The sequence below is a fragment of the Clostridium sp. DJ247 genome, assembly GCF_014231265.1.
Genome location: NZ_JABAIW010000013.1, coordinates 76,929 through 89,433, shown reverse-complemented (window position 1 = coordinate 89,433; position 12,505 = coordinate 76,929). Strand labels below are relative to the sequence as shown.

Sequence of the window (12,505 nt, the reverse complement as noted above, 5' to 3'; positions counted from 1 at the left end):
AGATATACTAAAGGAGTTTTAGGCACTTACACTAAACGTGCAGCATCACCTATGAAAGGTGGATATATGGAGTAAAACTCTATATATGATTAAAGGTTAATTATAAAATAGTACAAAATGCATTAGTTTTAGTCATCATATAAAGTAAAGAAAATTATCAAATTATTAAGCAAATTCAGTATAATTTTAAATTGATTACAGGAGGAAGAAATATGCCTTTATTGATTGTGGCAATTGGAGTTGTCCTATTGTTATTACTTATGATTAAATTTAAAATAAATGGTTTTATATCATTGATTGTTGTAGCACTGTTTGTTGGAGTCGCAGAGGGAATGCCTCTAATTAATGTAGTAACATCTATACAAAACGGTGTTGGTAGTACCTTAGGGCATCTAGCATTAATTTTAGGTTTTGGAGCTATGTTTGGAAAAATCATAGCAGAGTCTGGTGCAGCGCAGAGAATTTCAAGAACTCTTATTAATAAATTTGGTATAGAAAAAATACAATGGGCAGTTGTGATTACAGGTTTTATTGTAGGGGTAGCTATGTTTTACGAAGTAGGTTTTGTATTACTTATACCAATAGTATTTTCTATTGCCGAATTTACTGAGCTGCCACTTTTATACATAGGAATGCCTATGGCAGCAGCACTTTCTGTTACATTTGGATTTTTGCCACCTAACCCAGGACCAGTAGCAATAGGAACTATATATGGTGCAAGTGTTAGTATGATTTTGATTTATGGTATTATAATAGCTATACCTACAGTAATAGTAGCTGGTCCAATTTTTAGTAAATTTATAAAGAAGCTTGATCGTAAAGGAAATAGTGGTTTATTTAAAGGAGAAATTATTGATGAAGAAGCTATGCCAAGTTTTTCAATAAGCGTTATAACAGCTATAATTCCTCCTGTATTAATGGCATCTGCCGCTATAAGTGAGAATGTATTACCAGACACATCACAAGTAAGACATTTTATACAGTTTATAGGAACTCCGTTAATGGCTATGCTTATAGCTGTTATAGTTGCTATGTTTACCTTAGGTATAGCTAGAGGTAAGAGCATGGAGGATTTAATGAAATCTGTAGCAGAATCAGCAAGCGGAATTGCCATGATACTATTAATAATAGGTGGTGGCGGTGCCTTAAAACAAGTTCTTATAGATAGTGGAGTAGCTAATTATATAACTATAATAATGACAGGAAGTAAAATATCTCCTTTGGTTTTAGCATGGACTATTGCAGCTATACTTCGTTTATCTTTAGGTTCAGCTACGGTAGCAGCCATGACTACCGCAGGGTTGGTATTACCACTTGTTTCTGCAACACAAGTAAATCCAGCTTTAATGGTATTAGCAACAGGTTCTGGTAGTCTTATATTTTCTCATGTAAATGATCCCGGATTTTGGATGTTTAAAGAATATTTTGGTCTTACTATTGGTGAGACTTTAGCTTCATGGTCAGTTATGGAAACTATAATTTCAGTTATGGGTTTAATAGGAGTATTAATTATAAATATATTTGTCTAAATATAATATCAATTTACAAGCAATTTAGAGATTTCGAATATAAAGAGGTGTCACAAAATAGAAAATATTTTCTATTTTGTGACACCTCTTTTTTAAAATAATGACTATACTTGATAGTGCATTGTGAAAAAATATGAGTTAAAACGCGTAGGAGTTAGAGAGAAATTTTCTTTAAGGACTTAATGTATGATAAAGAAACCACAGTATCGTTATTTGAATATTTTACTCTTTAAAAGTTAAATCTATTTTGTAATAAATCTATAGCAATGCAACTACACATAACATATATTTAAATAGCGTTTAATGTATATATAATTCTTTCTTATTACTTTTGCATTTTAAATTTTATCAATAGTCTCAATCTCATCTTTTTTCTTAAATCTTTTAAGCTTTAGTCTTGATTTACTCTAAAATTAATAATGAAATGCACAGATAACAGTATCAATTCACTAAATGTCCAGTCCTATTTTGAAACGATATCTATACAGGTTTAGCATTGTTTCTGGATTTAAATTGATATCTATGCTAACTAATATTGAATTTATGATATTGTAGATAACAAGTACAAAATGTATAACTCTTGATATAATTTTTGTACCAAAAGAAGATTTATACAATAGTAACTAACTTGCTGATTTTTACTATAAATCTATATTGTTGTTGCCTTAAAAGAATCCTTAACACCATCTTCTTTATAAATAGGTGCAAAGCTTTTAATAACTTCAGTCCGTTTGTTTACAATAGTTTCAAGTGTCCATGAAGAAACATAAAAAAATTGTATCATCGTAGTATAACTACTGTGTGAAAGATTCAAATCCCTGACTATTAATGTTAATTCTATAATGTAAAAAATAAATATCGCGAACACAATAAAATTTTATGAATAATATATATTATAAAAAATGAGTGGGCATAGGTAAGTAAGATGAAAGTAAAAATATTAGCGGGTTTGGATTTAAAAAAACTAGAATGTGAAGTTAATGCATTCATTAAAGATAGATGTATCATAAATATAAGTCATGAGCTAGCAGTTTTAAAGATACGTAACGAATGTGTAAATCTTTTGATAATTATTATTTTATATGATGAATATGATCATTGTGGATATTTAGATCTTAAGTCAATAATGAATTTTAAAAATAATGAAATTAGTCAAAAAGACTGGAGGTCAAAAGATGAAAACTATTATACTGGCTGGAGGAAAAGGAAGTAGAATGAGTCAATTAACAGTAGATACTCCTAAACCTTTATGTGATGTTGGTGGTATGCCTATCATATGGCACATAATGAAAATATATAGTCATTATGGATTTAATGATTTTATGTTTTTGTTAGGCTATAAGGGAGAGAAGATAAAAGAATATTTTATAGATTATGTATGGAAGACTAGCAGTTTTTTTTTAGATATGAAAAGTGGAGATATTAATATAGAGTTAGAACCAGAGCCATGGAAGATAAACTTTATTGATACAGGACTTGAAACTATGACAGGTGGAAGATTAAAAAGAGCTCAAAAGTATATCGGTAATGAAACATTTATGTTAACTTATGGAGATGGACTAGCAGATATAAATATAGATGAACTATTAAAATTTCATAAAAAACAAGGGAAAATAGCAACTGTCACAGGCATATATAAAAAAAGTCAATATGGAATTTTAACCGTAGAAGATGGATTAGCTAAATCTTTTGAGGAAAAAAAGAATACTGATGGAATAATAAATGGTGGATTTTTTGTTTTTGAACCAGAAATATTTGATTATTTAGAAAATGATACAACATGTGTTTTAGAGCAAAACCCACTAAAGAATCTAGCTAAAGATAATGAGTTATCAGTATATATTCATAATGGCTTTTGGACTGCTATGGATACTTTAAATGATATAAATAATATAAATAAAATTTGGAACGAAGGAAAAGGAGCTTGGAAAACATGGTAAATAAGTTTTGGGATAATAAAAATGTTTTTGTAACTGGTGGTACTGGATTTTTAGGAAGTTATTTAGTTAAAAAACTCGTAAATTATGGGTCCAATGTAACTATCTTAGTAAGAGATTATATACCACAATCAAATATATATAGTGGAGAAGAATATAAAAAGATTAATATTGTAAACGGTGTGTTAGAAGATTATTCAGTAATAGAAAGAATACTTGGAGAATATGAAATAGATACAGTATTTCATTTAGCAGCTCAGGCGATTGTTGGAGTTGCAAATAGAAACCCATTAGGAACTTTTATTTCTAATATAGAAGGAACTTGGAATATACTTGAGGCTGCAAGAAGAAGTCCATTAATTAAACAAGTAATAGTTGCATCTAGCGACAAGGCTTATGGTGATCAGGAAAAACTTCCCTATGATGAAGATATGCCGCTTAAAGGAAAACATCCTTATGATGTTTCAAAAAGTTGTGCAGATTTAATTGCCCAAGCCTATTATGAGACTTATAAGTTACCAGTTTGCATTACAAGATGTGGGAACCTTTATGGTGGTGGTGATCTAAACTTCAATAGAATTATTCCACAAAGTATTCGATCTATATTAAATAAAGAAGCTCCAGTAATAAGAAGTGACGGAAGTTTTATCCGTGATTATTTTTATGTGGAAGATGCGGTAGCTGCATATATTAATCTAGCCGAAAAAGTTCAGGAACTTAATTTAGGAGGTCAAGCTTTTAACTTCAGTAATGAAATACAATTAACAGTTTTAGAATTGGTAGATAAAATATTAAAAATTATGGGCAGTGACTTAAAACCTATAATATTAAATGAAGGAAGTAACGAAATAAAGCATCAATATTTATCAGCAAAGAAAGCAAGAGATATATTAGGATGGAATCCAAAGTATACAATTGATGAGGGGTTAAGTAAAACTGTAAAATGGTATAAAGAGTTTTTAAAAAAGGAGATATAGACAATGCAAAAGAGTGTTTTTTGTATGGTTGTATCGAGTACTAGATTAATTCAGGGAATGGCATGTTTTTTATCTTTATATAAAAATGTATGTGACCTTAAAATATATATCCTTTGTATAGATGATAAATGCTATGAATTCCTTAAGAAGATTAATTTTGATAAACTAGTATTAGTAAAGATTCCTGAACTAAATAGAAAAGAATTGTTAGAAATCAGAACTGAAAGAGAATTAAACCAATATTGCTGGACATTAAAGCCTAGTTTTATAAAGTATGTTTTTAATTTAGATGATTCCATTGAAAGAGTAACTTATATAGATTCAGATTTATTCTTTTTTCAAAATCCTAATATAATATTTAAAAATCAACCAGATGCGTCTGTATTGCTATCTAGTGGAGAAATATTTTTGCCTATGTACTCAAAAGAGCTTAATCATTATGTGCAACATCTAACTGGAAATTTTAACTCAGGATTTATTAGCTTTAAAAAAGATATTAATGGAATAGAGTGTGTTAACTGGTGGGATAAAAAATGTATAGATAGTTGCACTTCAAATCCTGAGGATAATAAGTTTGGAGATCAAAAATATCTTGATGACATGCCATTCTTATTTAAAAATGTTCAGGAAATAACAACTCCAGGAGTAAATATTGCACATTGGAATTACGCAAAATATAATTTTACAATTGTAGATGATAATGTATTGGTAAATAATAACAGATTAATATTTTATCACTTTAGCGGCTTTAGAATAATCAGCAAATATGATATAAGGCAAATTCATGAACAAGATAGAATAAATCCACCATTTATTTATCAAATATATAGAAAGCTATTAAGAGAGCTTATTGATGAAGTTGAAAAAATTGATTCAGACTTTAAGGAATATAGGACTATAGCTGCAATTGATGATAATTAACAAAAAGATAAAAAGGAGAGAAAGCAATGAAAGCAAGTGTCATAATTCCATCATATAATTCTAAAGAGCGATTATATTATAACTTGATTTCCTTAAATAATCAAGATTGTGACTTTGATATTTTTGAAGTAATTGTAGTAGATAATGGATCTAGTGATAATACTTTGGAAATGTTAAAAAATTTTAAACCTAAATTTCACTTGAAATTTGTTAGACTTGAAAATAATAAGGGAATTGCACGTGGAAGAAATACAGGAATAAAAAAAGCAATTGGGGATATATTAATATTTCACGACAGTGATATGATAGCCCCTAGAGATTTTATAACAAGACATCTAGCAAATCATAAAGAAAAAAATGTAGTTGTATGTGGAATTCCATGGAAAAGAATTTTTACTTTTTATTATAAAGAATTTGGAGGTGATTATGAAAAGTATTTAGATAAAACTGTACCCAAACTAGAAGATAAATCTAATAAGCTAAGCAAGTATTCATTGATAAGCATAGATTCGATAATTAATGGAAGTTATATACAGCATTCTTTTGATTTAGATACGGACTTTATGAGAATTTTAATGGGAATATTAGAACAACACAATGGAAAATTAGACGACTATACTTTGCCATGGAGATTTTTTTTTACTAATAATGCTTCAGTAGAAAGAAACAGAGTCATAGAAGTAGGAATGTTTGATGAAAATATAGTAGCCTATGGCTTCGAAGATTATGACTTAGGAATAAGACTATATAAATCTGGCAACAAGTTTATTTTTGATAAAAATATTTTAAGTGTTCATCAGGAGCATCCTACTAATAGTAATACGGCTGCAATGTATGAAAATATAAACTATATATGTGATAAATATAATAATATTTATTTTTTGGATGTAATATTAGTTTGTATATATTATCGAACATCGATTAATAGCTTTAATTTGAATGAATTAGTTAAAGATATAAATAATATGATATCTTTAAGCTATTTTAAACCCCTTTTAGATATATTTTTAGAATTACTTCAAACATGTAGACGACGCTTCTTTGATGAAGGTGTTAAAAATATGAGACAAGTTATGCCTAATACAGATATTGATGTAGAAAAAATAACAATGGAAGTTATAATTTTAAGAGATGTATTTGGAATTAAATATTTTACAGAAGCTATGTTAGCTTTAATAAGAGAAATTTATAATGTTTATTATTAAATTTTAAAAAATATTGAAGGGGGGGATAACTATGAGAAAATATCATTTTTCCATGATCTTATCGGAAAGTAATCTATTTAAATCTATACCAATGTATATTTCTTTATGTAGATGTTGCAGTGATTTCAAATTGTTTATTTTATGTATGGATGACTCTGTTTACCATATGCTGAATAAAATAGGTTTTAAAAATGTAATCTTAATCCAACTAAAAGATATAGAAAGAAATAATTTTGACCTAGCATTAGCTAAAGCTAATAGGATATTTCATGAATATTGTTGGACACTAAAACCTATTTTCTTATATTATGTTATGAATAAATATGATAATGCAGAATATTATGCTCATTTAGATGCAGATTTATTCTTTTTTTTCAATATAGATTATATTTTTAATGAAAATCCTAATGCATCAATTTTTTTGACACATCATAGAAATTCTAAAGAATTTAATAATTATTATGAATTAAGTGGGTTATATAATACAGGATTTGTAGGATTTAAAAATAATAATGAAGCAAAATCTGCAGTAAGACTTTGGGGGGATAGCTGTTTAAAAAAATGCACTATTGAATATGATACAATCAATAAAACCTTTGGAGACCAAAGATATGTAGAAGAATGGCCAAATATATTTAAAAATGTTCATATAGTAAACTCTATTGGAGTAAATGCTGCGTTTTGGAATATAAAAAATTATAAAGTTTCAAAGTTGAATAATGTTGTGTATGTAGATGATTCACCTCTAATATTTTACCATTTTTCTAGTGTTATAATACTAGGATCTAGAGAATTTGACTTATGTTCTTTTTATCACATAGATGACGAAAATTTAATGAATTATATATATGATCCTTATGTTAGATGGTTATCAAAATCAATAGAAAACGTAATTACAGAATTCCCATGGTTTAATGCAGGATTTGTTGATAGGGCTAATATTATTAATTTACACAATTATAAAATATAACTAATATAAAATTAGAAAAAATTTTTACGTTGGATATACTTAGAGAAGTTTCAAAAACTCTTTTAAGTATATCCAATAAATGAAAACGGAATCATAATAGGATAATATTTTACATATGTAAGATGGTACATTGGTCCAAGACATAATACTACATCTTTGTTGGTGTTGGTATAGCATTGTAGACACAGAAAGCCGAACATATTGGAGTTTACACAGACTATCTTACACTCTTTATTATAACTCCATTTCTTCTCTTCTACTGAATAAGTTTCAGTTTTTTAATCACAGTATAGAGTGCCGAAAACTGGATTAAATAATTGCTATCTAAAACAATTAATAAATAACTAATATTTTTTAAAATCAATTCTTGCAAAAATCAATTTCAAATTTATTTCCAGATCATTTCTTGCATAGAAATAACATATAGTCCATCATCATTTAGTAATTCATTAATCTCAAAAGAAAGTATATCTTCTTCTAAAACAGCTTCTATCTCTTTATCATTCACCCTAGTATAATCAATTATTTCTATACCACCATCTAAATTATATTCATATCTGGCTATTAAATCTTTATATTCATTAACAACAAAATCATCTTTTAAGTTGTATATTACTGGACTACTATCGTGAAAGTTCATAGACATGTGATTGGGATTTGTTTTTATTTTGGATAATGCAATATCTAATATTTCCTCTTGAAGAGGAGTATCCATAACTAAATTAAAGCTTATTGACAATTAAAATAATAAGTATTAGCATATAAGTAATAAATAAAAACCAACTGGTTATTTTTTATTTATTCAGATATGAAGGGTGGTAATATAATGAAAAACAAGTCATTACGAATAGTTTTTTCTGTTGTTTTAAAAAATGCGGGTGATGTAACTAGATCTCTAGAAATTGCAAAGGGAATTAGAGAATATTGTCCAACTAACTATAAGGTTGATATTATATTTCTTTCTAGAGGAAGTAAATTTGAGCAAAAGGTTATAGATAATGGTTTTATTATTTACCAATGTGAACCTAGATTTTCTGGTGCAGGCTTTCGTGAAGACTTTAAGACGGAAGGATCAAATTTTATTGGTGATGAAGAAATTGCTTATAAATTATTAAAGGGCGAAATTGATGCCTTAGAAGAATTAAAGCCAGACTTGGTTATTCATGGATTTTGGCCTTTTGCTAGTATAGCTCGTGGTATGCTGAAAAAGCCTACAGCTAGTATTTGCTTTATGCCTATTCCACTTAATACTGATTTCTTTTCATCCTATTTGGTAAAAGATGTACCAGATCAAATGAAGCTATTAACATATTTACCCTTGTCTATAAGACGTGGAATTATGAAAGCTGTACCAAAATCAATTAAATTGAAAGCACCATTTTTACATCAAAGGAATATAGAGTTAGCAGTAAAAAGATATGGTTTTAAAGGACAACCTTTTAAAAATTTATGTGATATGCTAGAAGCTGATTTAACCGTAATCAATGATCTTAAAGAGTTTTATGAAGGTCAAGTGTTACCAGAAAATTTTAAAATTGTTGGTCCCCTGTTTTCTCCAAGAGACAGTAACGCTGAAGTTGATCATAATATTTTAAGTGTGTTTAATGTAAACGAAAGAAAACCAAAGGTTTTTTGTACCATGGGAAGTTCAGGCACCAAGAAACAATTGTTAGAAGTTATTAAAGCATTAACATCAGGGATAGGAAGCACATGGAACGCAGTTGTTTTAGCTCCACCAGCTGTTTGTCCTCTAGAGGAGGCTTTAGCTTGTGGAGGAAACCGCAAAGGATTATATATTACAGATGCATTTGTACCTGCACCTTTAATAAATGCTATGGCAGATGTTGTTATTTCTCATGGAGGACAAGGAACAGTACAAACAGCTCTTGCTAGTGGGACGCCTATTGTTGGAGTTGCTATGCAGCCAGAACAACAAATTAATTTAGATAACGTTGCACTGAAGGGCGCGGGTATACGTATTCCAATTAATAGATGGACGGCAGCTAATATTGCAGCTGCAACAAAAAAACTTATTGAAAATCCTTCTTATAGTAAGAAAGCCAAGCAATTTCAAAGGAGTATTCAAAGTGTTGACGGAAAGAAAGATTGTGCAATGGCTATATGGGAATTTATTAGGACAAAAATTATATAATCATAACCATGGACATTTTACTCGATTAAATAGTGATTTATTAATTAAAACTATATATATAAATCAAGTTTTTAATATAGTTTTTAAAATATAATATTCAACGGGGGGAGAAAAAATGAATATAAAAAAAGCAATTATACCAGCAGCAGGACTTGGTACCAGATTTTTACCAGCCACAAAGGCACAACCAAAAGAAATGTTACCTATAGTTGACAAACCAACAATACAGTATATCGTTGAAGCTAGTAAGAGACATATCAAATATGGTTGATATTTATTATATTAGGCAAAGAGAACCTAAAGGATTAGGTCATGCTATAAATTGTGGGAGAACATTTGTAGGTAATGAGCCTTTTGCAGTAATGTTAGGTGATGATATTGTAAATAGTGAAGTGCCTTGCTTAAAACAATTAATGGATTGTTATGATCAATATAAAACTACAATACTTGGAGTTCAGGAAGTACCTCATGAAGAGGTGTATAAGTACGGAATAGTTAATGGTATGTATATTGAAGATAATGTATATAAATTAAAGGATGTTGTAGAAAAGCCTAATATAAGTGAGGCACCTTCAAATATTGCAGTACTCGGGAGATATATAATAACACCTGAAATATTTAGAGTTTTAGAAAATACTCTGCCTGGTAAAGGTGGGGAAATCCAGCTAACAGATGCTTTAAAAACTTTAATGAGTGAAGAAGCTATATATGCTTATAAGTTTCAAGGTAAAAGATATGATGTGGGAGATAAATTAGGTTTTTTGCAATAGATATGTCATCATTTTTGCTGCAATTGGTTTCAAGTAATGTTACAATTATTTTAAATAATAGCTTGAAAAACTTTGATGGAGATATGGCAAGAGCAGTCATAGAAATAATAAACAGTGTAATATTTTTAGTGCTTATGCCTATATTGGCACTTAATCAAGATTCATAGTCTATAATTATGGAGCTAAAAATTATGAACGAGTAAAAAAACTTTAAATTTGGCTAATATTTCAGCTGTTAGTATTTCAACAACAGGATTTATATGATTATTTGTTAATTATCATGTTCCCAAAGTTTTTTCAACAAAATGGTGTATGGATAGCAGGAGCCTCTTCAGATTTAATTGTGTCATTTCTTACAGCAATCTTTATTATTGCTGAGATGAAAAGATTAAAATCACTAGAAACTTGAATTACTTTAAAACCTCTTTCAGTAAAAATGGTAAAATAAATAAGGAAATTCATAGAAAAAGAAATATTTCAAATTTATAAGAAAGTCTAGGAAGGGAGATATGTGTGGACGAAGACAAATTAAAAAAAATACAAGAAGCAGCTGTGCAAGTCTTTTTACAAAAAGGTTATAAAGAAACGAAAATAATAGATATAGCAAAGCTTGCAGAAATTTCACCAGGAACAATATATCTTTATTACAAAAATAAGAAACAGTTGTTTGATAGTTTAAATATTCCTGAAGTTGAACAATTGAGACCTAAATACGATGAAAAGAAACATGAAATTTTAAAAGTAGCATTAAGTTTATTTGGTAAGAATGGATATAATGCTACTTCTATGGAGACTATAGCTTCTGCTTGTGGATTTTCAAAGGCCGTATTATATCAATATTTTCATAATAAGGAAGAATTATTTACAGCAATTTTTGAAGAAGAGGATGTGATTGAAAATTTTAAAATGCTATCAATTGATGATGGTGTACAGGATTTGCATGAGGTTCTTATAGAAGTAGCATATAGTTATTATGAAATGTTAACTAAGCCAGAAAAATTAAATCTTATTAGAGTTATAATAGCTGAAGCTGGAAAGTTTCCTCAAATAGGTAAAGCGCTTTATGATAAGGGTTTTAATAAAATGGTTGAAAGACTATCAATATATCTAGAAAAAAATAAAGAATTAGGGATAATTGATTGTTTAAATACTAAACTTGCTACCAGAATTTTTCTTGGTGATATAATTTCTTTTATAATTTTTGATAAACTTCTAAATCCTAATAAAAGTGAATTTACTAAAGGTGAGATTTTAGATAATATAGTAAATATATTTGAAAAAGGTATAAAAGTTAAAAATAAGTATTAATAGTTTTTGTGGGATAACCATAAATGTTTGCTTTTTACCATTTATAGCCTATTTATGAACGTTGGTGTAACTTCATTGTAGGATTTTATGTTGAGAGTGACAGGGCATGTGGAGTGCTGTGTGTTGATAACTAAAAAAATAAAATGTAGCAAATTTACCTTAAAATAACAAATGTTTTATTAGTTTAATGTAAATATAATTTGATACAGTTACTTTTATAAACAATTTATTAAAGAAAGCTATCGAAACTATGTAAGCATGAGCGTTTTAGCACTTACATGGTTTCTTGATTTAATTAATTTTGATACGGATGCTTATATCGAAAATCAGAGGTTTTTAAGAGTTATCTAAAGGCTTTAGATATTTTTATGTCACCAATTTTATAACTTAAAGTTTTTACTGTGGCTGCTATATGAGTAAGCGTAAAAAAATATGTAAGCTAAGTACTCTTTGTATATCTAACATTAGTTAACACAGTTGACACAGCCATATTAATATCCATACAGGGGTATAGAATTTACTGTTATTTATGCAGAAATGCATTCCAAAAGTTTTTAAAGAAAATTGAAATTTATTAGATATGAAATATACACTTAAGATTGCCCTGATTTTGTAACTGGTTGAATTTAATCCTAGATAATCTGCACGGAAAATAGTTTCTTATTTCACACTTATAACAGCAATTGCAGATAAAATTTATTATATATAGGAGCAATAATGAAGCAAAGATTTTTTG

The 12,505-nt window shown here is 28.4% G+C and carries 12 protein-coding genes and 1 pseudogene; 11 read left to right on the top strand and 2 right to left on the bottom strand.

What is annotated here, in order from left to right:
* Nucleotides 1-212: 212 nt before the first annotated feature.
* Nucleotides 213-1,529, top strand: coding sequence for a gluconate:H+ symporter (locus HGI79_RS07600; protein ID WP_185650065.1), 1,317 nt, complete (start codon nucleotides 213-215; stop codon nucleotides 1,527-1,529).
* A gap of 649 nt (nucleotides 1,530-2,178) precedes the next feature.
* Here the strand turns inward: HGI79_RS07600 and HGI79_RS23200 are convergent.
* A complete protein-coding gene (locus HGI79_RS23200) occupies nucleotides 2,179-2,313 on the bottom strand; it encodes a hypothetical protein (RefSeq protein ID WP_278046691.1) in 135 nt (44 codons plus the stop codon).
* A 141-nt stretch (nucleotides 2,314-2,454) separates the two neighbouring features.
* On the opposite strand from HGI79_RS23200, the gene HGI79_RS07595 reads away from it, so the two are divergent.
* The 6 genes from HGI79_RS07595 to HGI79_RS07570 are packed head-to-tail and all read left to right on the top strand — an operon-like array spanning nucleotide 2,455 to nucleotide 7,539.
* Nucleotides 2,455-2,742: a hypothetical protein gene (locus HGI79_RS07595; protein ID WP_185650064.1), complete on the top strand. Its 288-nt coding sequence runs from the start codon at nucleotides 2,455-2,457 to the stop codon at nucleotides 2,740-2,742.
* Entirely contained in the window at nucleotides 2,705-3,469 is a 765-nt protein-coding gene (gene rfbF / locus HGI79_RS07590) for a glucose-1-phosphate cytidylyltransferase (protein WP_185650063.1), read from the top strand. Before HGI79_RS07595 ends, rfbF begins: the two co-directional genes overlap by 38 nt.
* On the top strand, nucleotides 3,463-4,443 hold the full coding sequence (locus HGI79_RS07585; RefSeq protein WP_185650062.1) for a GDP-mannose 4,6-dehydratase: 981 nt from the start codon (nucleotides 3,463-3,465) through the stop codon (nucleotides 4,441-4,443). Before rfbF ends, HGI79_RS07585 begins: the two co-directional genes overlap by 7 nt.
* A gap of 3 nt (nucleotides 4,444-4,446) precedes the next feature.
* On the top strand, nucleotides 4,447-5,364 hold the full coding sequence (locus HGI79_RS07580; protein ID WP_185650061.1) for a putative nucleotide-diphospho-sugar transferase: 918 nt from the start codon (nucleotides 4,447-4,449) through the stop codon (nucleotides 5,362-5,364).
* A 26-nt stretch (nucleotides 5,365-5,390) separates the two neighbouring features.
* Entirely contained in the window at nucleotides 5,391-6,569 is a 1,179-nt protein-coding gene (locus HGI79_RS07575; RefSeq protein ID WP_185650060.1) for a glycosyltransferase family A protein, read from the top strand.
* A gap of 31 nt (nucleotides 6,570-6,600) precedes the next feature.
* On the top strand, nucleotides 6,601-7,539 hold the full coding sequence (locus HGI79_RS07570; protein WP_185650059.1) for a hypothetical protein: 939 nt from the start codon (nucleotides 6,601-6,603) through the stop codon (nucleotides 7,537-7,539).
* Nucleotides 7,540-7,927: 388 nt separating this feature from the next.
* On the opposite strand, the gene HGI79_RS07565 is transcribed toward HGI79_RS07570, so the two are convergent.
* The gene (locus HGI79_RS07565; protein WP_185650058.1) at nucleotides 7,928-8,278 is read right to left on the bottom strand and encodes a hypothetical protein; all 351 of its coding nucleotides are present in this window, start codon (nucleotides 8,276-8,278) and stop codon (nucleotides 7,928-7,930) included.
* A gap of 87 nt (nucleotides 8,279-8,365) precedes the next feature.
* On the opposite strand from HGI79_RS07565, the gene HGI79_RS07560 reads away from it, so the two are divergent.
* The 4 genes and pseudogenes from HGI79_RS07560 to HGI79_RS23475 all read left to right on the top strand — a co-directional run bounded on the left by HGI79_RS07560 (nucleotide 8,366) and on the right by HGI79_RS23475 (nucleotide 11,769).
* Nucleotides 8,366-9,691 carry a nucleotide disphospho-sugar-binding domain-containing protein gene (locus HGI79_RS07560; RefSeq protein ID WP_185650057.1) on the top strand — a complete coding sequence of 442 codons (1,326 nt, stop codon included), beginning with the start codon at nucleotides 8,366-8,368 and terminating at the stop codon, nucleotides 9,689-9,691.
* A gap of 115 nt (nucleotides 9,692-9,806) precedes the next feature.
* Nucleotides 9,807-10,458, top strand: a pseudogene (locus tag HGI79_RS07555) (UTP--glucose-1-phosphate uridylyltransferase); the annotation flags it as partial.
* Between the two features lie 5 nt (nucleotides 10,459-10,463).
* Complete coding sequence (locus HGI79_RS07550) at nucleotides 10,464-10,628, top strand: hypothetical protein (protein WP_185650056.1); 165 nt, start codon at nucleotides 10,464-10,466, stop codon at nucleotides 10,626-10,628.
* Between the two features lie 346 nt (nucleotides 10,629-10,974).
* Nucleotides 10,975-11,769, top strand: coding sequence for a TetR/AcrR family transcriptional regulator (locus HGI79_RS23475; RefSeq protein WP_185650055.1), 795 nt, complete (start codon nucleotides 10,975-10,977; stop codon nucleotides 11,767-11,769).
* The last annotated feature ends 736 nt before the right edge of the window (nucleotides 11,770-12,505 follow it).